This window comes from Bacillus sp. sid0103, from assembly GCF_019219025.1.
In genome coordinates, this window is record NZ_JAHUWN010000004.1 from 196,980 (window position 1) to 220,314 (window position 23,335).

General features: G+C 40.9%; 24 protein-coding genes, 1 pseudogene and 1 riboswitch. All 25 genes and pseudogenes read right to left on the reverse strand.

The genetic code is table 11. From position 1 onward, the window contains the following. Positions 1 to 189: 189 nt before the first annotated feature. On the reverse strand, positions 190 to 1,005 hold the full coding sequence (blaOXA, locus tag KW850_RS06620) for a class D beta-lactamase (RefSeq protein ID WP_218346778.1): 816 nt from the start codon (positions 1,003 to 1,005) through the stop codon (positions 190 to 192). A gap of 296 nt (positions 1,006 to 1,301) precedes the next feature. Further along, positions 1,302 to 1,454, reverse strand: a pseudogene (locus KW850_RS33210) (GNAT family N-acetyltransferase); the annotation flags it as partial. Between the two features lie 500 nt (positions 1,455 to 1,954). Further along, entirely contained in the window at positions 1,955 to 2,506 is a 552-nt protein-coding gene (locus KW850_RS06625) for an NADPH-dependent FMN reductase (protein WP_218346779.1), read from the reverse strand. Positions 2,507 to 2,580: 74 nt separating this feature from the next. Beyond that, positions 2,581 to 3,609, reverse strand: coding sequence for an alpha/beta fold hydrolase (locus KW850_RS06630; RefSeq protein ID WP_218346780.1), 1,029 nt, complete (start codon positions 3,607 to 3,609; stop codon positions 2,581 to 2,583). Between the two features lie 279 nt (positions 3,610 to 3,888). Further along, positions 3,889 to 4,791, reverse strand: coding sequence for an RNA polymerase sigma-70 factor (locus KW850_RS06635; RefSeq protein ID WP_218346781.1), 903 nt, complete (start codon positions 4,789 to 4,791; stop codon positions 3,889 to 3,891). Positions 4,792 to 4,808: 17 nt separating this feature from the next. Next, positions 4,809 to 6,092 carry a phytoene desaturase family protein gene (locus KW850_RS06640; protein ID WP_218346782.1) on the reverse strand — a complete coding sequence of 428 codons (1,284 nt, stop codon included), beginning with the start codon at positions 6,090 to 6,092 and terminating at the stop codon, positions 4,809 to 4,811. A 306-nt stretch (positions 6,093 to 6,398) separates the two neighbouring features. After that, positions 6,399 to 6,920 carry a DinB family protein gene (locus KW850_RS06645; RefSeq protein ID WP_218346783.1) on the reverse strand — a complete coding sequence of 174 codons (522 nt, stop codon included), beginning with the start codon at positions 6,918 to 6,920 and terminating at the stop codon, positions 6,399 to 6,401. Between the two features lie 615 nt (positions 6,921 to 7,535). Beyond that, positions 7,536 to 8,303 (reverse strand): TatD family hydrolase, encoded by a 768-nt coding sequence (locus KW850_RS06650; protein ID WP_218346784.1) that lies wholly within the window; start codon positions 8,301 to 8,303, stop codon positions 7,536 to 7,538. Further along, positions 8,300 to 9,040 carry an ABC transporter ATP-binding protein gene (locus KW850_RS06655; protein ID WP_218346785.1) on the reverse strand — a complete coding sequence of 247 codons (741 nt, stop codon included), beginning with the start codon at positions 9,038 to 9,040 and terminating at the stop codon, positions 8,300 to 8,302. Before KW850_RS06655 ends, KW850_RS06650 begins: the two co-directional genes overlap by 4 nt. Then, positions 9,037 to 9,804 carry an ABC transporter permease gene (locus KW850_RS06660; RefSeq protein WP_218346786.1) on the reverse strand — a complete coding sequence of 256 codons (768 nt, stop codon included), beginning with the start codon at positions 9,802 to 9,804 and terminating at the stop codon, positions 9,037 to 9,039. The genes KW850_RS06655 and KW850_RS06660 overlap by 4 nt, the downstream gene beginning before the upstream one ends. Further along, positions 9,801 to 10,094, reverse strand: coding sequence for a thiamine-binding protein (locus tag KW850_RS06665; RefSeq protein ID WP_218346787.1), 294 nt, complete (start codon positions 10,092 to 10,094; stop codon positions 9,801 to 9,803). The genes KW850_RS06660 and KW850_RS06665 overlap by 4 nt, the downstream gene beginning before the upstream one ends. Positions 10,095 to 10,107: 13 nt before the next feature. Further along, entirely contained in the window at positions 10,108 to 11,103 is a 996-nt protein-coding gene (locus tag KW850_RS06670) for an ABC transporter substrate-binding protein (protein ID WP_218346788.1), read from the reverse strand. Between the two features lie 147 nt (positions 11,104 to 11,250). Further along, positions 11,251 to 11,360: riboswitch (TPP riboswitch) on the reverse strand. A gap of 422 nt (positions 11,361 to 11,782) precedes the next feature. Beyond that, positions 11,783 to 13,186: an ethanolamine permease gene (gene eat / locus KW850_RS06675; protein WP_218346789.1), complete on the reverse strand. Its 1,404-nt coding sequence runs from the start codon at positions 13,184 to 13,186 to the stop codon at positions 11,783 to 11,785. Positions 13,187 to 13,323: 137 nt separating this feature from the next. Continuing rightward, entirely contained in the window at positions 13,324 to 14,268 is a 945-nt protein-coding gene (mdh, locus tag KW850_RS06680; RefSeq protein WP_218346790.1) for a malate dehydrogenase, read from the reverse strand. A 25-nt stretch (positions 14,269 to 14,293) separates the two neighbouring features. Beyond that, positions 14,294 to 14,647 carry a BMC domain-containing protein gene (locus tag KW850_RS06685; RefSeq protein ID WP_218346858.1) on the reverse strand — a complete coding sequence of 118 codons (354 nt, stop codon included), beginning with the start codon at positions 14,645 to 14,647 and terminating at the stop codon, positions 14,294 to 14,296. 3 nt (positions 14,648 to 14,650) lie between these two features. Next, positions 14,651 to 14,926 carry a EutN/CcmL family microcompartment protein gene (locus tag KW850_RS06690; RefSeq protein WP_214711712.1) on the reverse strand — a complete coding sequence of 92 codons (276 nt, stop codon included), beginning with the start codon at positions 14,924 to 14,926 and terminating at the stop codon, positions 14,651 to 14,653. 17 nt (positions 14,927 to 14,943) lie between these two features. Further along, positions 14,944 to 15,798: a phosphate propanoyltransferase gene (locus tag KW850_RS06695; protein ID WP_218346791.1), complete on the reverse strand. Its 855-nt coding sequence runs from the start codon at positions 15,796 to 15,798 to the stop codon at positions 14,944 to 14,946. 19 nt (positions 15,799 to 15,817) lie between these two features. Further along, the gene (locus KW850_RS06700; protein WP_026564963.1) at positions 15,818 to 16,111 is read right to left on the reverse strand and encodes a BMC domain-containing protein; all 294 of its coding nucleotides are present in this window, start codon (positions 16,109 to 16,111) and stop codon (positions 15,818 to 15,820) included. A gap of 15 nt (positions 16,112 to 16,126) precedes the next feature. After that, complete coding sequence (locus KW850_RS06705; protein WP_218346792.1) at positions 16,127 to 17,650, reverse strand: aldehyde dehydrogenase family protein; 1,524 nt, start codon at positions 17,648 to 17,650, stop codon at positions 16,127 to 16,129. A gap of 166 nt (positions 17,651 to 17,816) precedes the next feature. After that, positions 17,817 to 18,470, reverse strand: coding sequence for an ethanolamine utilization microcompartment protein EutL (eutL, locus tag KW850_RS06710; RefSeq protein ID WP_218346793.1), 654 nt, complete (start codon positions 18,468 to 18,470; stop codon positions 17,817 to 17,819). 15 nt (positions 18,471 to 18,485) lie between these two features. Next, positions 18,486 to 19,457 (reverse strand): ethanolamine ammonia-lyase subunit EutC, encoded by a 972-nt coding sequence (gene eutC / locus KW850_RS06715; RefSeq protein WP_218346794.1) that lies wholly within the window; start codon positions 19,455 to 19,457, stop codon positions 18,486 to 18,488. Between the two features lie 12 nt (positions 19,458 to 19,469). Then, complete coding sequence (locus KW850_RS06720; RefSeq protein WP_218346795.1) at positions 19,470 to 20,834, reverse strand: ethanolamine ammonia-lyase subunit EutB; 1,365 nt, start codon at positions 20,832 to 20,834, stop codon at positions 19,470 to 19,472. Positions 20,835 to 20,851: 17 nt separating this feature from the next. Further along, positions 20,852 to 22,297 carry an ethanolamine ammonia-lyase reactivating factor EutA gene (locus KW850_RS06725; protein WP_218346796.1) on the reverse strand — a complete coding sequence of 482 codons (1,446 nt, stop codon included), beginning with the start codon at positions 22,295 to 22,297 and terminating at the stop codon, positions 20,852 to 20,854. A gap of 138 nt (positions 22,298 to 22,435) precedes the next feature. Next, positions 22,436 to 22,936, reverse strand: a complete 501-nt coding sequence (locus KW850_RS06730) for a EutP/PduV family microcompartment system protein (protein WP_218346797.1) — start codon at positions 22,934 to 22,936, stop codon at positions 22,436 to 22,438. Positions 22,937 to 22,975: 39 nt separating this feature from the next. Beyond that, on the reverse strand, positions 22,976 to 23,317 hold the full coding sequence (gene eutS, locus KW850_RS06735; RefSeq protein ID WP_218346798.1) for an ethanolamine utilization microcompartment protein EutS: 342 nt from the start codon (positions 23,315 to 23,317) through the stop codon (positions 22,976 to 22,978). Positions 23,318 to 23,335: the final 18 nt, after the last annotated feature.

Genomic DNA, 23,335 nt, shown 5'->3' on the forward strand with positions numbered 1-23,335 from the left:
TCAATCCGTTTTACAATAAAGATAGATTTTACTTAACAAATAAAATAAACCCCACAATTCGTTATACTACAATCTGGCTCAAATACGAAAAGGACGTGTTCTTATATAAACGCGCCCGATTACGTATCAACAAGAATAACATATTTCTTTTTTCTGCTACTTTACATAACAAGTACTGAAACTTCATTTTTATTCTGTAATTAAGTGGTACTTCTTTAATATATCCAATGTGATGTTTTTAGCTTTTGTACCTGTACTATCTATGTTTGTTACAAATACATAAGAACGATTCTCCACTGTTATAAATCCAACAAACCATCCTAAACCTAAATCAGACAATCTTGTCCCCGTTTTTCCATAAAGTGTGTAGTGATCCCCTTCCACCTGGATCATCATTCGTTTAACAGTTTTCATTACAAGTCTATCAAACGGAAGTTCTTCTTTATACAACTTCTCCATAAAATCAACCTGTTCAAGCGGACTGATTTTCAAAGAGCTGCTTAACCAGAAATGATCGATTCCTCCACTAATATCCTCATTTCCATAAGAGATTTTTTTTACCCAATCACTCATGCGTTGCTCTCCAATATCCCTAGCCATTGCCTGGTAATACCATATTGCTGATTCACGCATAGCTGACCCAAGGGTATGGTCACGGTTCCATGTATCAAATTCATGTTTGACTCCGTCCCATCGTTTTACATCATATTCGTCTCGAACAGCTTTGACTTGTAATCCAATTAATGCATTTGGGACCTTAAAGGTAGATTCCGGGGTTTGTCTTGTGTTAGCTCTTTCCTGGTTGTAGACAAAGGTTTTTCTAGTTTTAACATCACGTAATATAAACGTTCCATTATGGTCAGAGAAAAATTCAGCGACGTCTAATTTTTTAACGTTAAGTTTTTCTTTAGAAGTAACTTCTTTACTTGGTGTTTGAGCTTGAGCTGTAAATCCTATTATCCCTGTAAACAATAAAAAAATGGAAAGGTAAATCAATTTTCTCAATTCAGTCACCTCATAATATTAGTTAACAGGTATATTCTATTATTAGATTTCAGAAAATTCAATAATAAAGGAAAGATAACTCAGATGATAAAATCAAAAAATTCATATTACCTTCTGTTTTTAACATGTATTTACTTAGTGAAAGTTTATTGCATAATGTATATATTAAGTTAACATAATTCATCCTAACATAAGTTCCTCATCAATAAACTTTGGAACCAACTAGGTTCAACTCGTCACAATTTATTGTTTAAACCTCCTTGAATATCAATGTCCTTCGTCACAATGATCCACTAGTCAAATCCTTTAGTGCCATTGTTTTTGATCAGGAGCTCCAGAAAGTAAGGTAATGCTTCAAAAAAATCGTGGCCTGGCCATTCGCCGTTGTTTTTGTATCCCAAGGCTTCGAATGCGTGTGTATCACGCTGGGATGCCGCCTCGACTAGAATAAGATTATCTCAGATTAAAGTAGACCTGTGGATAGTAACTAATGGATGGATGTTGAACTATACTGTTCCGTTACAAAATTTCAAAAACTATATTCAATTTAAAGCAACAAATATGTAGAATGAGTGACAATTTACAACAATATCCAAACAAAAAAATACCTTTGATCTATAGAATCAAAGGTCAAAGTTGAACTTAGTGGTCTAAGCTAAGTCCATTTTAGGAGGTCTAAACTCAGAAGAATTTAAACTATTATTATATTAACATAAAATGAATATTTATTCAATAATTTAAATAATTATACATTCGCTATCTTTGGTTGTTTTTCCATTAACTTAATGCAACCCTTTTGTATTCAAGCATACGTTAGTTTAAGTGCAACAGTTCACAAGCCTTTTTGAGAACACTCTGGAAAATGTTCATAATTGACTAGATTTAAAAAAATATCAGACACTTTTTTTAGCGTTTGATATTCGGGGCACAGTCCACTTATCCAATTTAATTATTTTCTCAAGGTTTTTAATGCACCACTCCAGGCTAAAACTTGGTCAAGCATTAAATTGACATTTTTATGATGTAATACAGCTGGTTTAAAGGTAGTAAAGTTTTCAAAATCAGTAAATAAAGATAATGTTGGATGAACCTTCACATCCGCTATTAATAATTCTGCACAGATTCCACGTAAATGTTCAGCTGCACGAGCTCCACCAGTTCCCCCATAGCTTACGATACCTGCCGCCTTGTTATTCCAGGCTTCACGAGCAAAATCAAGTGCATTTTTAAGTGCTCCTGTAATACTGTGATTGTATTCTTGAACGATGAATACGAATCCGTCCAAGCTGAAAAGCTTTTTATTCCAAGCTGCAATTCCAGGTTCAGTTCCATCGGTTGTTCCTAAAAACGGTAATTGGAAATCAGAAATATCCACGATTTCATAATTTGCATCTCCACGTTTGTCAGCAATTCCTTTTACCCATTCTCCTACTTGAGGACTAACTCGACCTTGACGAGTGCTTCCTAAGATAATTCCGATATTTAATTTTTCATTTGTCATTATTTATTCCTCCTTAATAGATGTTCCATTTAATTTGTATGAAAAGGTTTATGCACAAATTCCACCATTAATATTTAGGTGATAATTAGTGGAAGCACCCTTTCAGTAAGTTCATCAAGAAACTGATTAGGTTGAGCAAAACAGGCTAGATGGCCTGCATTTTTGATTGGAACAAATTCCTTATAAGGTGCTGATATTTCATCAAAATAGTCTTTTGCCAATTCAGTAGGAGTTATAATATCTGTATCTCCTTGAAAAATAAAAAATGGTAATTCAAAACTTCTTCCTATTTTATTAAAGTCAAAGGGAACTAATTCTTTGTAAAGGTGATCAAGGGAAAATGACAATCCTTTAAAATAGTCAAATATATCATTTACTTTATGTTCAGGGGAAGTAACTAATGAAGGCAATATTAAATCCGTAATCATATTAGGAACACCTCTAATAGCTTTGACAAGAAATCGGTTCCTTTTTTCATAATCTGTTCGGGTCCATTCGGAAGGAATTGATCCCATCTTTTCAACCAATTTAACACCTTTTGAAACACTTGCTTTTTTAAGGGCATCCAGTGTTAATATATATAAACGACCGTTAAGATCGGGGGCATTCTGGTCTGTGCTAACATAGGCCCAAAAAAGGTCTGGTCTTTGTTTTGCCATCTTTAAACCAATCAAACTACCAACTGAGCTGCCAATCAAGATCACCTTTGGTTGACCGACTCTCATACACAAATATTCTGTCACTTCAATACCATCTTGAGTAAGTCTTTCGAATGTGATCGATCCACTAGCTTCTTTACCGTTTTTCCGAATCGTCTTTCCTGCACCTCGTTGATCCCACTGTACAACTGTAAAGAATTTCTCCCACGAACGCAACAATGGGGTGAAAATGGAATAGGTACTACCTGGTCCCCCGTGAACAAATAACAGGATTGGATTGTTATAATCCTCACCACGTATAGTTATCCATTGATCTATTCCTCCGATTACTACGTAACAACTTTCAACAATTTTATTTGGATTATCAATTTGAAGTATCTTTGCTTTCTTTTTTCGATATTGCCCTCTCATAACAAGGTCTTTCAAGAGATTATTTGACCCCATAATTCACCTCTTTTCATTCATATTGCTTACATTAATATGGAATTAGCCTATATAAAATATGATGAACCCCTTTTACTTATTACCTTTTTAAAATGCTTTCAAAATGAGTTAAATGACCTTTATTTGAATAAGAAAAAAAAGGCTGCCAAAGCAGCCGTTTATATTGAGCTCAAAGCACCTCTTACTTGAATAAAAAAATTAAAGGACGATTTTATCCGTCCATTCTGTCAAGTAAGTCCCTGATCGCCTGTAGAAGTAGACTACAAGGTTGACCCAACATCATTTTTTATTGATGTTTTGGGTAGCCCCTTGGATATTTTCGTTTAAACGGCTAAGCTTATCAGGATTCGCCACCATGTAAATGGAATTGATTTTCCCTTCTTTAAACTCAAATGAAGCTACGTAGGCGAGGTAACCGTTAATCATAACAACAATTCCTGGTCCACCGTTAACCTTTTTAAATTTGAACACTGCACCTTCTGGTAACTTTTTAATAACATTCAAGAATAGGTGTGTAATTCGATCCGCAGTATAAATTGGTTTAAGTGCAGTTGTAACTTTCCCGCCACCATCTGCATAAAAGATTGCGTCTTTCTGCAGCATTTTAATCATTTCTGAAATTTCACCGTTTTGCAATGCCGCAGTGAACCTTTCTACATAGCTACTAATTTGCTGATAATCTTGTTGGTAAACATTCGGTTCATATACAAGGCTTTTCTTTGCTCGATGAAATATTTGCCGACAATTTGTGCTGCTTTTATCCACTATAGAGGCGATCTCATCATATTCGTATTGAAAGACTTCTCGTAAAAGAAACACCGCTCTTTCAACTTCGGATAACTGTTGCAGCAACATTATATAGGCGGTGGAAATAGATTCTTTCATAAAATATGAATGAGCCGGGTCATTATGGTAATCTTCCACAATCGGTTCTGGAAGCCATGTGCCCACATAAGTTTCTCTCTTATGGGCAGCAGACCTTAAGTGATCAATACAACGATTGGTCGTAATTTTACACAAATAGGCTTTTACGCTTGTTATGGACTTGGAATCTTTAAGTTTTTCAAAAGTAACGAACGATTCATGAACAATATCTTCTGCATCCATTACACTCCCTAGCATTCGATATGCGAGAGAAAAAAGCAGTGGCTTATAATCTTGATAAATTTGTTCTAATTCCATCTTCTTTTTCTCCTGATTCATACTAACACCCGATCCTTTTTCAATATGTGTAACGCTGCCCGTTTCGCGCTTGCAACAGCAGCATCGACCAATAATTCCTCGTCTCCTGCCCAATCACCTGCTATATAAAGGCCCTTTATTTCCGGTACAGCTGGACCTGGTTTTTCCGTTCTACTAGTATGAGGAAAATTATGCACAACGGTTATTTTTGGTAAATATTGCTGTTCGACCACTTCTTTTTGCCAGCCTGGATGAAGCAAATCCATTGTACGTTCTAATTGTTGTTTATCTGTTCGAGAATCTATCGAACTTCTATTCAAATCATGATATTTAACCAAGCAAACTACGGATGTTCCGTCATTACTAAGCTTCGCGGCCCTAGATTGATTTGTAAAGAAGACTGGTTGGTCCAGCCCCAGCACAAATTGATGATTTAAATTAGGTATCGTTTTTAATCCTAGATCGTAGCAGGATGCGGTTACAGGAATTGCTTCCTCCTTCCAACGATACAGGGAGGTTTTTTCAACATGGGGTACAAGACGGCATGCTTCGTTAGGAGGTGTTGCAATAATCACACTTTCCACATCAAACGATTCTCCATCAGTACAACACACTCGTTCAACTTGGCCATTGTGGTCAATACTATTAACATTCATAGATTCAAGAAGTTTAACACCGACACTGACAGCTTTAGACCTTAATTCGGTTACAATAGATTCCCAACCATGATCAACATAGAGAACACCTTCTTTCATAACCCTCTGGATCTGCCTTACAACTGGACGAGCTAGCTGTAAACTTGGAGCATAGGTTAGAGTGGTTGTTCTACAAAGTGCATAAAAGAAGTGGCGTACCATTGGATCAATGACTACCCTTTCTGCCCAAGCTTGCAGGCTTTCATTTGAAACCGAATTCACATCCATTTTACTGAGATGAAACATAAGCTTTGCAAGACGGACCTTCCCTAAACCATTAAGAAATTGCTTCGAAAATAAGGAACGTAAACCCAGCGGTACTTGATAAACCTCATTTTTCCAAATAGCATGTGCATCCGTAGACGGTTCATTTCCCTTGATTGTAATCCCGAGTTCATCAAATATCTTCATTGCTTCACCGCCTTTATAAAGGGCATGAGCACCTAGGTTCATGAGAACGCCATTTTTATTAATGGTCATCGACCGCCCACCGAAACGGTCTGATTTCTCAAGAACCACTACCTTCTTACCTTCCTTTGCTAGAAAAAGAGCAGCTGTTAATCCAGCAAACCCACCACCAATAATGGCCACATCAAATTTATTCATTTAAATCCCTCCTATTCTTTTCATTAATCAAGACGGATAGAGGGTTCCAATTGTGACAAAAAAACTAAATTTATGAAAGCCTTTTTCTTTAGCCGAATATACGAACCAGCTTACCTTTGGGCTATATTCATTATTGGACATAGGGTGGCACCATTTACAGATGGTACCTTTACTGGCAGTACCCCTTATGTAAACAGTTATTTCACAATCTTGCCCAATTTATAAAGAAGAGCGCATTTCATGCTAAAGAAACGCGCCAAAATGTGGAAAGGCATATTTCTTTTTCTGCATATTTTCTACTCTTGCCTATTTAGGATGAATAACATTTTCTGAATACCAATAAAAAGCATAATCAGTCATAACTGAAGAATCACCCAACTGATGCAACATAGCTGAAATATTCCCTCTATGATAGGTTCCATGATTCACAACGTGTAAGACCATTTCAGATAGGCTTGTTTCTCTTAATCCTGCATATGGATTATCCAGCATAATTTTCTTTTCTATATCTTCCTGTCTGTTCAAAAAGGATTTAAACTGAGTCGTTAACGTGTGAAATTTCGTTTCTAAGTCTTCAATGGATAGTTTCTCAATCTTTTCCTGAAGTTGAAGTGAAGATTCCAACGCTTCATTCATACTTTGACCTTCGAGGATATTAAGCCATAAATAATCCACCAAATAGATATGAGAAAAAGCCTTTGAAACAGAAGAAAAGACACTTTTTATTTCCTTTTGATATTTCTCAGGAGAAAGTGTCTTAAGATGATCAATAATCCGTTGATTTGCCCATACATGATAATGATATAAATTTTCTACATGATTAATCATTCAATCCCCCCCTTATCATTACATTTTTTAATATTCTTTATCAGAATGTACTATTCCTTTAATTATTACTTAGCTGATAAGTTCTTCAACTAAATGGCCCGATTGCTGAACAATCAAACGCTTCGCTTAAACTGCATATGTCAGAACAAAAAGGGGAATGGATTTCACCATTCCCTTGATGACAAGTCAATCATATTTGACGTTTTCTAAACACTAAATTTTTGTTTTATGTTAATGGATAAGCTTGCTCTTTTTACTGAGTAGTGAATTTTGAGTACCGAGTTTTTCTTTTATTCCTTCATTTCTTTCCAAAGTATAAAAGGATCCTTATTTTGAGGATGTTTGTCCAGCTTTATCAATGGAATGTCTCGCTGTTCTTTTAGAAGTCCAATTTGTTTATAAACGTATTTCGTTCCTAACCCATATTCTTCTTCCTCATCAGAAGTATAGGCATAATACACATGCTTCAAATTTGCCTAGTAAATGGCGCTTAAACACATCGGGCAAGGTCATTTACTCTTTATTAAACACTTGTTGGGGTTTCATATCACGGCAATCAGGGAAGATAAAAAACTTTTACAAATAAAGAAAGCTGCCAATGTTTGATCGGCAGCTTCAAGATGTTAATTGATAAAACCCTTTTGTGTTTTGGTGTAAGACATCTGAAACTTCCGCAGCGGAAAGCTTCTTGAGCAGTGCGATTTTCCTTATGGATTCCTCCATCATATTCGGATGGGTCATTTTTCCTGCAAATGCACCTTCAAATGGCCAAGGACCATCGGTTTCAACCATCATGAGCTCGAGAGGATAGACGCTGACAAGCTGCTGGATTTCTTGTTCATACACCACATCCGGGGTAATAGAAATATGGTAGCCGTTTCTTATCATTCGGTCTATTGTTTTCTGATCCCCTTTAAACCAATGAAAATGCGCTTTGGAAACAGAATATTTTTCGAGAAGGTCACAAACGAGAGGCGCATCATCGTAAACAGCATGAAGAACAATCGGTTTGTCCCATATTTTCGCCTTACTTATAAACACTTCTAATACTTCAAGATAAGGAGCAATCGAAATCCCCTGCTCTTGCCTTAAGTAGTATGGCAGCCCCACTTCTCCTACAGCAATCATTTCCTCACGGTGGTCGTCCATCCAATTTAGCAGCCCCTTCAGCTCGTTTTCAGAAGGCAATGCTTGTTCTGGATGGTAGCCAAATGCAGGTTTTACCTTTTGATATTTTTGTGCAAGCAAAAGGTTTCTTTTACTGGAATCCAAATGAAAGGATACAGAAATCAAGGCTTCGATATGGGCAGAATCCAATACAATTCGTTTGATTTCCTCATCTTGATAGCGATCCAAATGTATATGAGCATCAATCATCTTCATTTGACTTCACCTACTAATTGGTAATATACATCCCTTTTGCATTGAATAAAGCGTTCATCTAACAGTATACTTTCGTGCCGTGGCCTTTCAAATGGGACCTCTATGGTTGAAACGACCTTTGCCTTTTTAGCAGACAGCATCATCACACGATCGGATAGAAACAGTGCTTCCTCTATATTGTGAGTAATAAAAAGAATAGTCCTTCGATGTGATTCCCACATGTCCACTAACCATTTCTGCATTTCAAACCGGGTTAGCTCATCTAAAGCGGAAAAAGGCTCATCAAGACAGATCACCTCTTGCGGGCTCAATAAGGTACGGATAAAAGCAGCCCGTTGCTTCATTCCTCCAGATAGCATGTGAGGATAGGCGTTTTCATAATCAGAGAGTCCTGCAATCGCCAACATCTCGCGTGCTGCCTTTACGTCTTTTTTTCCCTGAAGCTCTTGGCCAAGAAGGACATTTTCAAGGATCGTCCTCCACGGGAAAAGAGAAGAAGTTTGAGGCATATAACTAATAAAACCACGCTTGCCATTAATGCACTGGCCGTCTAATAGGATCTCTCCTTCATCTGGTGAAAGAATTCCTCCTATTAAATTGAAAATGGTGCTTTTCCCACTTCCTGAAGGGCCAATAATAGAAACAAATTCATCTTTATTAATGGAAAAATCAAGGTCTTTAAGTACTTCATTTTGCCCGAAACGTTTGGTAACGTTTTGAAAACGAAGATAGCTCATTTTTTCTCATCCCCTTTCGGCTGCCAGCGAACCACTCTTCGTTCCATAAAAACGATGAAAAAGAAAAATAAGAGGCTTAAAAACATGATGGTAAAAATAGCAACGAACACCCGGTCCGTTCGAAAAGACGACGATGCGAATGTCATAAAGACACCGATCCCCTGCTTCGCACCAAGCCATTCAGAAATAACGGCACCCATTACACTATACGTGGCAGAAACCTTAAAGCCTGAAAAAATCGAGGGCATTGATGACGGCAGCTCCAATTTCCAAAAAAGCTGTGTTTTGGATGCACCTGCCATCCTCATATAATGCTTCAACTCTGAAGGGGTTTGGCTAAATCCATCCAAGGCGGCCACTGTAATGGGAAAGAAACAAACAAGGGTGATGACAATCATTTTGGGCAATAAGCCAAACCCAAACCAAATCACCAACAGTGGAGCCAGAACGATAATGGGAACATTTTGCGATAAAATCAACAATGGATAAAAAGAATCCCTTAAAACAGGCACCAGATGGAATAAAATGGCGACTGCCAGTCCAATGAATGCTCCAACTACAAATCCAAATAGTGAAATTTTAACCGTTGAAAACACATCTGGATAAAAATCACGCCAACCGGCAATGGCCTCTGTGAAAATCTTTGATGGCGGCGGAAGAAGCCATTCCGGCACTTCTGCTAATTTAACGACAATCTCCCAAATGACAAACAAAAGGAGGAGAACCAAAATCGGTCTCCACCCTTTTACAAGATTCTTCCTCATGATCGATATTTTCCCGTTAGGTCATCCATTGAAATGCCTGTTGGCTGATAAAGGATTTTCACTTGAGAAATGACATTTTTGCTTCCCATTTCAATCATTCGTTCATTCATTTTTGAAATCACCGTAAATAATTCGTGGAGTTCGCCTTCCATGGTTGTTTCTAACGGGTGTACCTCATATTTCACACCAGATTCAGCAATGACTTTAATGGCTTCATCAACGTATGGAATGACGTCTTCTCCACCCTTTGTTTTCGGGATGATTTGAATGCTGATTAATGAATTCGCCATATTTTTCTCCCCCCTATTGTTTTGGTAAAAATTCATTTGTAAATGCCTTTTTCGCATCTAATTTCTTGTCAAGAAGCTTATTCTCATACATCCATTGGGCATAATTTTCCCAAATCTCTTGCTTTTGAATTCCCCATTCCTTTGCATCATCCTGATATTTTGGAGACAACCATTCTTGACTCTTCTTGACAAGCTTTGGATCTAAATCCGGTGCTGCTTGAATCAGGATATCTGCAGCTTGATCAGGGTTTTTAATGGCAAATTCATACCCCTCGGCAGCCGCCTTTACGAATGCCTTAACCGTTTCAGGGTTTTCTTTGATCATTTTTTCGTTGGTTTCTAAAACAGGTGTATAGTAGTCCAGTTTATCAGAATAATCGGTTAAGTAAACCATATTAATTTTTTCATTACGAAGCTCTGCTTCTACACCAGTCCACCCATAGTAAATCCAAGCGAAATCGATGTCTCGTTTCACAGCCGTAAAAAAGTCCGTATCCCCCATGTTCACGATTTTCACCTTATTGGCATCGGCGTTTTCCTTTTTCATTAGTGAAGTGATGACAGATTTTTCGACTGGCGATCCCCATCCACCGTATGTTTTTCCTTCAAAATCATTCGGAGATTGAATCTTTTTGCCAACAGGTGAAGCGAATCCAGATGTATTGTGCTGAATCACTGCAGCGATCGATACGAGCGGCACCCCTTGTATCCGTGCCTGGGTAATCGCTTCTTGGTAACCTACACCAAACTGCGCCTTGCCAGGAGCGACTAGTTGGTCAGCACCGGTTTCACCCGGCATGATAATATCCACATCCAAGCCTTCTTTTTTAAAGAATCCTTTTTCTTTTGCTACATATAATCCAGTATGATTGGTATTTGGCGTCCAATCCAGTACAATCGAGACCTTTTTAAGCGGCTGTTTTTTTTCTTTTGCGTTTTCTGTTTCTTTTTTGCTGCTGCATCCAGTCACTAGTAGGACTGAAAGGACTAGTACAAGCCATTTCTTCATGTAGAATCCCCCATAAGTAAAAATAATATCTAAAGTGAATTTAATGAAATAGGCTGAAACCTCCGTGTTGGTTAGAAGGCAAAAACTTGCTTAAACAAAATAAAGCACCCAGGCATAGAAACCTGAGTGCATATCAGCAAACAATTAATTGTTTAAGAATATGTTCCCTCCGCCGGTATCAACCAGATCAGGTTCCAAGGGTCATCGTCTTACGGACTAAATCTCAACCGGCAACACCGGTTCCCCCACATTTCATCGTATTCCACTTAATAATTTACTATTATATCAGTCAAGGCATACATTGCCAACTTTTTTCATTTATAATTCCTGCATCGGACTACCAGAAACAATTGCAAATCCCAATTTAATATAAGGAAAGATCTTTCAAATAAAGCTGTTGAGTAATCCTTATATAAAAATCGGTTCTCCCTTTAAAAAGGGTAGAACCAAAGATTGGGTTAATTTCTATCCTAACCTAAAATTTAAAGTAAATGTAGTTTGTAAGATAGATGAAGCTGGCATAGTGGAATAAAATTAGTTTGTTTTCAAAAGAAACCAAATAACCTTAGCCCTATAGAGTTCAGGGCTAAGGTTGCTTATATAGTGCACCTTTTTATATACTGTCTCCTTGACGGGGGTTAGACCACACCCCAATGGGAACATCTTTTTCTATTTAACGTTATCCTATTCTCTCCTCTGTCCCTGTTTCTCCAGTAGTCACATCCTCAATTGAAACAAACTCCTCCGACATTGGACGAAGGTTCTTGGATCCTACTAAGAAATAGTAGACAATCGCCACACCAAAAATCGTCAGAATCACACCCGCCAAAGGCAGCTCCACTCCAAACAAAGGAAGAGTTGTCGTTAACACGCTGTATTTTACCACGCAGAAGAAAGAGAAAACACCCAATACTAATGCAATTGCCGGTACAACAGGGTAGCTCACCTTAAATGGTCTTTCCAAATTCGGCTCCTTTTTACGCAGCACAAACAACGAAACCATACTTAAGCAGTACATCGTAATCGCACCAAAAACGGATAGGATAATCAACGCATTGGCAAAGTTTGCTGAGCCTGCTGCGATCACTCCAATCGCTCCAGGAACAATCAATCCCCAATGCGGCACCCCGCGTTTCGAAAGATTAGACAAAAACTTAGGAAGGTATCCTGCACGAGCCAGGGCAAATGTTTGACGGGAATAACCAATAATAATACCGTGCAAGCTGGCAATTAAACCAAATAAACCGATAATGGCAACTGATTTTGGAATAAAGCTACCCTCTCCATAAATACTTGCCAATGCTTGTGGAAGTGGATAATCCGCCGGTTTACCGGTACCGCCGCCAAGTCCTGCCGTTACGACTAGGGTTAAAATCGTTGCCACACCAAGCGTTAAAATACCGGAAATAAAGCCCTTTGGAATATCCTTCTTCGGGTCGCGCACCTCTTCTGCTGCCATCGCTCCCCCCTCAATCGCAAGGAAGAACCAAATGGCAAATGGAATTGCTGCCAAAACACCGGACCAGCCATGACTAAAAGCCATATCATTAAATATATTGGATGATTGAACATGAGGTAAACCGGCCACATAATAAATCGCGAGACCGATTAGTGCCAATACCGTTGCCACTAACTCAATGATAGCGGCACCTTTTACACCGATGAGGTTGACCAAAATAAATAAAATAAACATTCCGACCGTTGCATAAACGGCATTAATACTTGGAATTAAGAAATTGATATACGCGCCAACAGAAACCGCAATCGCTGGAGGAGCAAACACGAATTCCAGTAAACAGGCTAAACCGGTTATAAAGCCCATAAACGGCCCCATTGCCTTTCGGGCGTAGGCAGACGGCCCGCCGGCATGAGGGATGGAAGTTGAAAGCTCTGAATAACTAAAAATAAAAGTCGTATAAAAGACAATAATAATCAGTGCGGCAATGCCGAGGCCGATGGTGCCGCCTGATTCAAAACCATAATTCCAGCCAAAATATTGGCCGGATATGACCATCCCTACGGCAATACCCCAGAGATGGATTGGTTTAAGCGCTTTTTGTAAATGGTTGTTTCCCTGCTCCATATACCCTTCCCCTTTCAAAGTAAATCTCCTGGAAATATTAAAGTAAACCATAACCCATACACGACTATTTCCAAAACTAGTTGTTACTAGTTTAATATAGAATTGTAGAAGGATTCACAGGTTATATTATGCAAATATTATAGTGTCTTCAAAATCGACATGACATTCCGAACAGATTGGGCTGATTGATCAAGGGCTGTTTTTTCTTCTGGTGTTAACGCAATTTCAATGACCGTTTCAATCCCATCGCCGCCAAGGATCGTTGGAACCCCCAGATATAAATCCTGATAGCCATATTCTCCTTCCAGATAGGCAATACATGGCAAGATTCGTTTTTTGTCCTTTAATATGGCTTCAGCCATTTGGACCATCGAAGCTGCCGGGGCATAGTAGGCACTGCCTTGACCTAGCAAACTGACAATCTCGCCTCCGCCTTTACGGGTTCTTTCCACAATCGCTTCAATTCGGTGAGCCGGGATAATTTTATCAAGCGGGATTCCGCCGGCATAAGAGAATCGAACCAATGGGACCATATCATCACCATGCCCGCCAAGGACAAAACCCGAAATATCTTCCACTGACACATTCAATTCCTGTGCGACAAAAGTGTTGAAACGAGCAGTGTCTAAGACACCGGACTGACCGATAACCCTATTTTTAGGAAACCCTGTTGTTTTATAGCAAACATAGGTCATCGCATCAACGGGATTACTTAAAACGATAATGTAGCTATTCGGCGCATATTTTTTAATATTTTCCGAGACTTGCTCGATAATTTTTGCATTGGTAGAAACCAAATCATCCCGGCTCATCCCCGGTTTCCGCGGCAGCCCTGCCGTGATTAACACCAAATCAGCATCCTGTATATCCGCATAATCTGAGGTACCCGTTATTTTTGCATTAAAGCCCTGGACAGGGCTGGCTTCCAGCATATCCAGTGCCTTCCCTTTGGTCGGATCGTTTTGAGACGGGATATCAACCAGAACGACATCTCCTAATTCTTTTTGCGCAATCATTAGCGCTGCTGTTGCACCAGTAAATCCTGCACCAATCACTGCAATTTTTTTACGTTTGAAAGCCATGTTTCTTCCTCCATTCTTTTAAAAATTATTCTGTTTGTGCTGGAGGCTCATCTTGTTTTGCTCTTTGACCCCTTTTTGCAGGTTTTGGTTTCTCCTCGCCCTTTTTCGGCGTCTGTGCCAACATTTGTCCTACTCCCTCATCCGGACGCGGGATAACATGCGCGGTTACCAGCACGCCGACACTTTGAGCAGCATACTTGCCAGCATCGACCGCTGCCTGGACAGCCCCGACATCTCCTTCTACTAAAATTGAAACGAGTCCGGCGTCCACTTTTTCTTTTTTAACTAATCGTACATCCGCTGCTTTAACCATTGCATCTGCGGCAACGATCGAGGCAATCAGCCCTCTTGTTTCAATCATTCCTAAGGCTTTTGACATCATTTACGCACCTCCTTCTACATCAATTGAATCGATAATTCCGATAATGACAGCATCAATCGGCATTCTATGGTCACCGATAATATTTGCCGCCGCACTTCCCGTTGTGACCATCACTTTATCTCCGACTCCGGCACCAATTCGATCCACCGCAATAAACGGTGAAAGGATAGGCGCCCCGGATGGAAGCTCCGGCTGGACGAATAAATATTTTAATCCTATTAGATTTTCTTCCTTCCTTGTCGCCCACACATTTCCAATCACCGTTCCAACTAACAAAAAATCATCCCCTTAAACTAATCCATAACCTGGATGCTTTTTTTCAACTCTCTTGCAGCATCTCGTGCCAATGGAGTCACCATTGTGCCTTTCCGAACCGAAATCATCTCGTACTGCCATGCCTGCACATCTCTTTTGGTTAAGAGATTTTTTTGAAAATGAACTTCTTTTGGTTCGTTTTGTTCAGGTGATACCTGATTGGTCACAGGCTGGGGTTTTACGAAAGGCTCCCCATCCTTAACAAGGAAACCAGCCTGACCGCTTGTAATGAACCCGGCATTAGCTTCATCGGTATCGATATGCATCTCAAGCTGATATCTCGGTGAAACCCTTATCAATACTTTTTCGAACGAAACCGGGCGTTCCCCTTCTGTTCGGATTCGTACATACTCGCCGTTTTCTACGCCAAAATAAGCGGCATCCTCTGGGTGCATATGAATATGCGCCTGAGCAACGATCAGTCCTTCATTTTTATAAATACTTCCTTTTGGCCCTGCCAGAGTAATCGGTGCAGATCCAGCAATATTGCCCGATTCCCTTACGGGCGGTTTCAACCCAAGCTTTACTGCATCTGTACTGCTGACTTCCACTTGTGTTAAAGAACGAGCCGGACCGAGGATTCGCACTTTTTCAATGCTTCCTCTTGGTCCGACAATGACCACCGTTTCATTAGCCGCAAATTGACCGGGCTGAGACAAGTCCGCTTTTTTCGTTAACTCATACCCTTTGCCAAAAAGCGTTTCTAAATCAGCTTGACTTAAGTGGCAATGGCGTGCAGAGACAGCCATCGGGATTGTATTGGGTCTGGAGTCCTTTTTTAACAATTGCTGAATCACTTCTTCAACAACCGTTCGAATGGCTTGTTCATTCATCGAATTGGCTCCTTACTTCTTACACTTCTACTTCTAATTTTGGTAAAATGCTCTCCAATTCGTTGTGCGGACGTGGGATGACATGAACAGATAATAGTTCACCAACACGTTCTGCTGCTGCCGCACCTGCTTCAGTTGCCGCTTTAACCGCACCTACATCTCCGCGGACAAGAACCGTTACAAGCCCGCCGCCAACATGAACTTTACCGATTAAATGTACGTTTGCTGCCTTTACCATTGCATCTGCTGCTTCCACGGATGCTACCAAACCTTTTGTTTCCACCATTCCTAATGCTGTTAATTCTCTAGCCATTGTAAATTCCTCCTATTAATTCATTTGATATTTTTTTAATACTTGATTTACCAATTCAGAAATTACCTGCGAATCTAGCTGGCCCGATACATTCACATTGCTTAAAACCTGATTCACAATCTCGTCTACATGGGTGCTGGCACCCCATTGTGGGGCAGGACTTTTGCTGGATGGTTTTGGAACATTAACTTCTTTTGTTCCATAGGCCATCCTTTTGATATTGATTAAATGGCGGGCCGATAGATTGTCTGAAGTAATATTACCGCCAAATGATCCACACCCAAGTGTCAGCGATGGCATCAATTCCGTTGTGGCTCCAACCGCACCAATGGAAGAAAGCGTATTCACCATTAGTCGTGATACTGGCATTGCTAACGCAAATTCACGGGCTACATTATCATCATTGGTGTGAAGGGATAAGCTATGTCCCATCCCACCTAAATTTAAGATTTTCACACACAGCTCTTTTGCACTTTCATAGCTTTCAGCTGTATAAATCGGAAAGATCGGCGACAGTTTTTCAATGGAAAAAGGAACGTCCTTCCCTATCCGCGTTTCTTCCGCAATTAAAATCGTTGTGTCGGCTGGAACGGAAATACCCGCCAATTCCGCAATCTTGACAGCACTTTGACCAACAATTGCCGGATTCAGCTTTCCTGGCAATGGTGAAATCACCATTTCTAAAAGTGATTTCTCCTGCTCATTTAAGAAATAGGCGCCATTATTTTTAAGCTCCCTTACGGCCATTTCTTTGACATTCTGGTCAACCACAATGGCTTGTTCCGTTGCACAAATCGTGCCGTTATCAAACGTTTTGCTTTGGACAATCATTTTGACCGCTTTTTCGATATTGGCGGTTTTTTCGATATAGACGGGCACGTTTCCAGGACCGACACCATATGCCGGCTTACCTGAACTGTAGGCAGCACGGACTAAATCTTTTCCGCCAGTTGCTAAAATCAAATTAATATCACGATGGTGCATTAATTCAGTGGTTGCTGCCATTGTTGGTTTTGAGATCCAGCCGATCATTCCGTCCGGCGCTCCCGCATCAACGGCTGCCTCTAAACAAATCTTTAAAGCGGCGACTGAGCATTTCACTGCCCGTGGGTGCGGACTAAAAACGATTCCATTTCTTGTTTTTAGGGCGATTAATGCTTTAAAAATCGCACTCGAGGTTGGATTTGTCGTTGGAATGATCCCGGCAATCACCCCAAAAGGGGAGGCGACTTCGACTATTTTCTTTGTACGGTCCTCGTTAATGATTCCAACTGTCTTCTCGTTTTTAATAGATTCATAGACAGCAAGTGAACCGACGTCATTTTTCATTTTTTTATGTTCGACCACACCCATTCCGGTTTCTTCGACCGCCAACTGGGCTAATTCAAGTGATTTGGCAGCAGCCGCTTCGGCAGCCCGTTTCACAATTTTGTCGACTTGTTCTTGGGAAAACGCCAAGTACTTTTGCTGTGCTTCTTTCGCTTTCTGAACTGCATCCCGCATTTCCTGAATGGATTGTAGATCTAAATCAAATGGCAACAGGGACACTCCTTTCTTTTTTAGGTGTGAAATTTTGATTTTCCCAAAGGGGGGGTGCTTTTAATTGCGAATCTTGGCTACTTATTTGCGAATTTATAAGTTTTATTTGCGGATCGAAGCATTTTATTTGCGAATTTACCTATTTTATTTGCGAATCTATCTTCATCTAAAATTGTTTCGGATTTCTCGCAATCTCGATAATCACAGCACGAAAAGCATCTGCTGCCGCCTGGCATGCCGATTGCGACCCGGTCAATAGCCCACCTCCAAAGTTTGTTTCCGAAGGCGGTCCAAAAAACTTAACCAGCTCTACATCCGCTGCCTTTAACGCCGCATCCATTCCATACACCGCCTCAAGCGGCGGGGCAATCAAATAGGCTAGTGCTTCTCCTTGATTAATCCCTGCCTCAGCTGATAGATAAGAACCGGTTCTTGCCACGACATGGGCATACAATGCATGGCTTTTTTCCTCATTGATTGCCTCAAAATACGCTTCATTTTCTGCGGTTTGAATCACCGCATCTATCCCGCTTTTCACTTCATCTGGACTTGGACCGGCCAACACGCCGATCATTTCACCAGACAATGGCCCTGATGCATGCGCGGAACCTGCGTAGAAGGACTTTGCATAGACAACATCAACATCTGCGCGTTTCGTTGCTTCATCAAGAGCTGTATAGCCGACATCGTCAATCGTTGAGGTAAAAATCGCTAAACTCCTTTGATGGGGTTTTAACTGAAACTGATCTGCTAAGGCAGGGTCAACGTTTGGAATAATCCGAACAGCCAAGATATTTGCATGAATTCGTTCTAATGCCATTTATTAACCCTCCCCTTATTGCTCTTTTTGTACTAGCGAAACACCGCTGGCTTCATATTTTAATATTTTTTGCACGACCGTTCCGATATAGGCGCCGGCCTCCACCGGTGGAATGCCGCCCTTATGAATATTGGAGATGACCATCCGGTCGGCCTCAATGGTGCCGTGGCGTGGTTCGTAACATAGATACGCACTTAACGATTCCGCACTCACGAGACCAGGACGTTCACCAATCAAGTAAACAATCACTTTCGGTTTTAGGATCTCCCCAACATCATCCATTGCCGCCACCCGGCCTTTTTCGATAAAAAATGGTGTTCCGACATCGAGCCCTAAGCTTTGAAGCGATTGATTAAGAGATAAATAGACATCCTCTAAATTTTCATCGACCGCTTTCGAACTTAAGCCGTCAGAAACAATAATTTGAACCGTCGGAGACTTTTTACATTTTTGATCAATTAATTGTTTTGCCTCATCAGAGAGCTTTCGGCCGAAGTCAGGACGGCGGACATAGACCTCTTTGTCGGAAACCTTCGTGTTAACTTTTAATAAGGATAAGCTTTCAAGTATTTTCGGATCGACATCACCATAAACGGCATCGACTGCTGCCGCATGGTCAAAGCGAAACTTCAGCCAAGTGTCCGTTTTGGGCCTTAATCCCGCACGGCCGACGCCAATTCTAGCCGGTGTTTTGCTAATTAAAAGATCCAGCTCTTCCTTATTCATCGGATTTTCAAGTCCTACAGGCGGCTTTGGTTCAAGAAATATTTCTTTTTCATGGGCTGTTTCCGTGCAGCCCGGACCTTGATTGCACTCTGTTTCAACATGATTCGTCCGGTGGTTCCAAAATTTCACTTCCACTTTTGCCGATGAATCATCGTTCATCTTTTTCTTCACCGCTTCCACCGCCGCACCGCCAGAAGCGGTCTTCGTCTGCAATTTTTCAACTACCATTTTCGTGATTTGTTCCACTAACTCAGGATTCACTCTTTACACCTCCTATCGCGAAAAAATCGTCGGGTCCCCTGCATATTTACTTAATTTCCCGTTTTCAAAAATCCCCATTTTCTCCAGCCATGCTTCAAATGATGGTGCCGGCCGTTTATTCAGCGTCTGTCTTAATGTCGCAACATCGTGATAACTTAAGCTCTGGTAATTGAGCATACAATCATCACCCATTGGCGCAGCGATAATAAAATTCACCCCTGCCGCGGAAAGCAGCACGCCAAGATCTTCAATGTCATTCTGGTCTGCTTTAATATGGTTCGTATAGCAAATATCAACGCCCATTGGAATGCCATGCATTTTTCCCATAAAATGATCTTCAAGACCGGCTCGAATCACTTGTTTGTTGTTGTACAAGTACTCTGGTCCGATAAAGCCGACTACCGTATTGACAATATACGGGTCATAGTAGCGGGCAAAGCCATAATTCCGGGCTTCCATTGTCAATTGGTCGATATCATAATGAGCTTCGGCGGATAATTCCGAGCCTTGACCTGTCTCAAAATACAAACGTTGTGGACCAGTTCCTGTACCGTATACTTTCGCCATTTCATTGGCTTCCTCCAAGAGGGAAGCGGTAATCCCGAAAGAACGATTCGCCGCTTCGGTTCCGGCAATACTCTGGAAAATCATATCTGCCGGTGCCCCCTGCTGGACCGCTTTCATTTGAGCTGTCACATGGGCAAGCACACAGTTTTGCGTTGGAATTTCCCATTTTTGAATAAAGTCATGTGTCGCATGCAATAACCGTTTTACACTTTCAACGGAGTCATCTACTGGGTTTATTCCAATTACTGCATCTCCAATCCCATACGCAAGCCCTTCTTTCATGGAGGCCATCATCCCGTCGACATTATCCGTCGGATGGTTGGGCTGCAGCCTAGAGGCTAACACTCCTTTTTGACCAATCGTAATATTGCATTTGGATAAAACTTCAATTTTATTGGCGGCATGGATTAGATCGAGGTTGGACATGATCTTTGCCACCGCTGCAATCATTTCACTATTCAGACCTCGACTGAGGCGTTTCAAGTCTTCACCGGTAGTTGAATCGTTCAGGATATACTCGCGAAGCTCCGAAACAGACCAATTTTTAATCGATTGATAGATGGGTTCGTTGATCTGACCCTCGATAATCCTTGAAACCTCATCCTCTTCAGGAGATAGCATTGGATTTTCCCTAATATCTTGTAGTGTTAAGTAGCTCAACACTTGTTTTGCTGCAATTCTTTCCTGAACGGTCTCAGCAGCAATCCCTGCTAAGCGGTCGCCGGATTTTTCTTCATTTGCTTTCGCAAATAAATCCTTTAGTGAGGAAAATTGATAAACAGTACCTAAATAGGTGGACTTTAATCTCATAAGAATGCCCCCTTTCGTCATTTCTGGAATGTTAATGTTTTTATGATGACAGGAACAACATCGGTTTCGAGCACTTGGCCTATATCCAAATAGTCCCCATTTTCAACTTTAATTTGATCAATACAAATGACGGATTGCACCGGAGCCTTCCGCTTGAGTGTTTGCCCGAGAACTTTTGCATAATCCCGGTCAAGCACAAGGACCAATTCTTGAGTTTGATTCGGTTTTTGTTTCATTGCTTTGAGGATGGATTCAGCAAATTCATCGATTTCACGGAATTTTAAGTAAGGCAGTTCTGAAAAATAAACCGCAAAATTCTGTCCGTCACGCTGTGGGTCATAGAGATCGAGTGCTTCCTCAATCCGCTTGGATAATTGGTTTATTTCCGTTTTAAAATCATCTTCGAATCGAATCTGGTAAACCGGCAAGTTCTTCATCGGCAATTTACGATGATCAACTTCAATGGTTGCGCCGCTGATTTCAGTCGTTTGCATTCCGGCGCCCAGCACTGTGGCCCGAACCGTTTCCTGCGGCTTTACCCAAGTCCATTGAGCAAGACTTGAGCTTTCCTTTAAGGAGGCGGCTAACATCAACCCGATATCATCGTATTTGGCCGACTGTACGGTTCCGGTCTCATGCTGATAAATGCATTCACTTATCCCGCCTGAGAACATAATCGCCTCAATATCTTCCACCCAGTTAGGTTCATGCCCTAGCAGCAACGTTAGATCCTCGTTTGTGAGTGCCTTTTTTAACATCCGCGCAATGACATCTGCCATAAAATCGGTTACTTGTTTTATAGCGGATGGATTTTGGGTTTGCCCCTCCACCATCCTTGAATCCCATTGTCTCAGTAAATTCTTAACTGGCGGAGAAATACTCTGGATTTTATTTTCGTTACATTCAATTAATCTGCCGCCTACATGAAGCGTACAGGTTCCACAAAGTCTGCCAGATTTATAAACGGCCACATTGGCGGTACCCCCGCCGATATCGATATTGGCGATAACCTTCCCCGTATCTTTCGAATATTCATAGGCGCCCGATCCCTTAGCGGCAATCATTCCTTCTAAGTCAGGACCAGCTGTTGCAACTAGAAACTCTCCAGCCTGGTCAGACAGCTGATGCAGCATTTCTTCTGCATTTGACTTTGTGGCTGTTTCACCCGTAATGATCACTGCCCCCGTTTGAATATCCTTCGGCTCAATACCTGCTTTCTGATATTCCTTTCTGACAAGGTCTTCAATTTTTCCAATATCAATCGTGGTTGGTGAAAGCAGCGGTGTCCGGTAAATCGGGCTGCGATGGATGACCTGTTTGTCAATGATTTCAATTCGCGGCACATGTGCCCCGCCAGCCATATTCATTAACGTGAACCGGCTGATTACAAGCTTTGTTGTACTTGTTCCTATATCGATCCCCGCACTGATCATTTCTTCTTTTTGCGGGCCTTTGAAATTCATCTCAACTCCCCCAAAAAAACAAAAAGCGCCCCTTGTAAACTATCCCAAATTAGATAGTTTAAAAGAGGCGCCATTGCCATTAAATTCATTTGTTATTCATAATATAAATTATTTTCTGGATATTGTAAAGGCTTTCATTTAAAAAATAACAAATGGGGATGGATTTCCTTCAAGATGCTTCTTCATTTCCTGTGTCGAACGGAAGTTTACCAGATTCCGAATCTCCTCTATTCCTTCCTTTTTTAGGGAAGAGGTAATGACAATCGGACCTTTGGTTACGATTACCTTTTTTAACAAAGAAATAGCTAGTTCAACGTCAGCCTGGTCTGAATCACTTTTTGTGACGACCCCTATGGGGATTTTATTGATTCCGCTGCTGAATCCTGGCGGGAAAATCATTTTCTTCTTGGTCGCATCCTGTAAAAACAAGACATGGGTCACTTCTAATGCCGTTGCCATGATATTTTTATAGTAGAACGGGTTTTCACAATATTCTCCTGGGGTATCAACAATCCAATCATAGTAATTCAGCGACTGCGTTTTCACAGCAGGTACGTCCCGGCCAAGCAATGCATTCGTTAACGTCGATTTTCCAGCCCCAATGGAACCGATCAGCATGGCTCGGTTCTTTTTCATCATCCTAATTCCTCCTTTCTTGAAAAATTCTATTTTCTGATTCTATGACTTCGTGATTTCCGCCGGGGTATATTTCAGCGTAGCCTGCAAGAAACGGTTAATTTCCTGCATCGCCATTTCCACCTCTGAAACATTGCCGACAATCACAAGACTTCCGGTAAAGCGATCCAAAAATCCTAACTTGACATTCGCCGATTTGGTGGCTAAATCTCCGGCAATAATCACCGTCTCACTTGGGGTCAGCGTCAAAATCCCTAATGCCCCAGCCTCCTGTATCCCCAGTTTTTCAAACATATCCGGGTCCGGATTGGCAATAATATGGCTTAAAGTGACCTGTTTTCCTGGGACAAACTCCTGTATAAACCTCTTTTTCTCTTCGTTCACGACAAACCCACCTCTCAA

What these genes read in the sequence shown, in the direction of transcription:
- KW850_RS06625 (WP_218346779.1), bottom strand. Translation starts at nt 2,506, where the DNA reads ATGACAAATGAAAAATTAAATATCGGAATTATCTTAGGAAGCACTCGT.
- KW850_RS06630 (WP_218346780.1), bottom strand. Translation starts at nt 3,609, where the DNA reads ATGGGGTCAAATAATCTCTTGAAAGACCTTGTTATGAGAGGGCAATAT.
- KW850_RS06635 (WP_218346781.1), bottom strand. Translation starts at nt 4,791, where the DNA reads ATGGAATTAGAACAAATTTATCAAGATTATAAGCCACTGCTTTTTTCT.
- KW850_RS06640 (WP_218346782.1), bottom strand. Translation starts at nt 6,092, where the DNA reads ATGAATAAATTTGATGTGGCCATTATTGGTGGTGGGTTTGCTGGATTA.
- KW850_RS06645 (WP_218346783.1), bottom strand. Translation starts at nt 6,920, where the DNA reads ATGATTAATCATGTAGAAAATTTATATCATTATCATGTATGGGCAAAT.
- KW850_RS06650 (WP_218346784.1), bottom strand. Translation starts at nt 8,303, where the DNA reads ATGAAGATGATTGATGCTCATATACATTTGGATCGCTATCAAGATGAG.
- KW850_RS06655 (WP_218346785.1), bottom strand. Translation starts at nt 9,040, where the DNA reads ATGAGCTATCTTCGTTTTCAAAACGTTACCAAACGTTTCGGGCAAAAT.
- KW850_RS06660 (WP_218346786.1), bottom strand. Translation starts at nt 9,804, where the DNA reads ATGAGGAAGAATCTTGTAAAAGGGTGGAGACCGATTTTGGTTCTCCTC.
- KW850_RS06665 (WP_218346787.1), bottom strand. Translation starts at nt 10,094, where the DNA reads ATGGCGAATTCATTAATCAGCATTCAAATCATCCCGAAAACAAAGGGT.
- KW850_RS06670 (WP_218346788.1), bottom strand. Translation starts at nt 11,103, where the DNA reads ATGAAGAAATGGCTTGTACTAGTCCTTTCAGTCCTACTAGTGACTGGA.
- eat (WP_218346789.1), bottom strand. Translation starts at nt 13,186, where the DNA reads ATGGAGCAGGGAAACAACCATTTACAAAAAGCGCTTAAACCAATCCAT.
- mdh (WP_218346790.1), bottom strand. Translation starts at nt 14,268, where the DNA reads ATGGCTTTCAAACGTAAAAAAATTGCAGTGATTGGTGCAGGATTTACT.
- KW850_RS06685 (WP_218346858.1), bottom strand. Translation starts at nt 14,647, where the DNA reads ATGTCAAAAGCCTTAGGAATGATTGAAACAAGAGGGCTGATTGCCTCG.
- KW850_RS06695 (WP_218346791.1), bottom strand. Translation starts at nt 15,798, where the DNA reads ATGAATGAACAAGCCATTCGAACGGTTGTTGAAGAAGTGATTCAGCAA.
- KW850_RS06700 (WP_026564963.1), bottom strand. Translation starts at nt 16,111, where the DNA reads ATGGCTAGAGAATTAACAGCATTAGGAATGGTGGAAACAAAAGGTTTG.
- eutL (WP_218346793.1), bottom strand. Translation starts at nt 18,470, where the DNA reads ATGGCATTAGAACGAATTCATGCAAATATCTTGGCTGTTCGGATTATT.
- KW850_RS06720 (WP_218346795.1), bottom strand. Translation starts at nt 20,834, where the DNA reads ATGAGATTAAAGTCCACCTATTTAGGTACTGTTTATCAATTTTCCTCA.
- KW850_RS06725 (WP_218346796.1), bottom strand. Translation starts at nt 22,297, where the DNA reads ATGAATTTCAAAGGCCCGCAAAAAGAAGAAATGATCAGTGCGGGGATC.
- KW850_RS06730 (WP_218346797.1), bottom strand. Translation starts at nt 22,936, where the DNA reads ATGATGAAAAAGAACCGAGCCATGCTGATCGGTTCCATTGGGGCTGGA.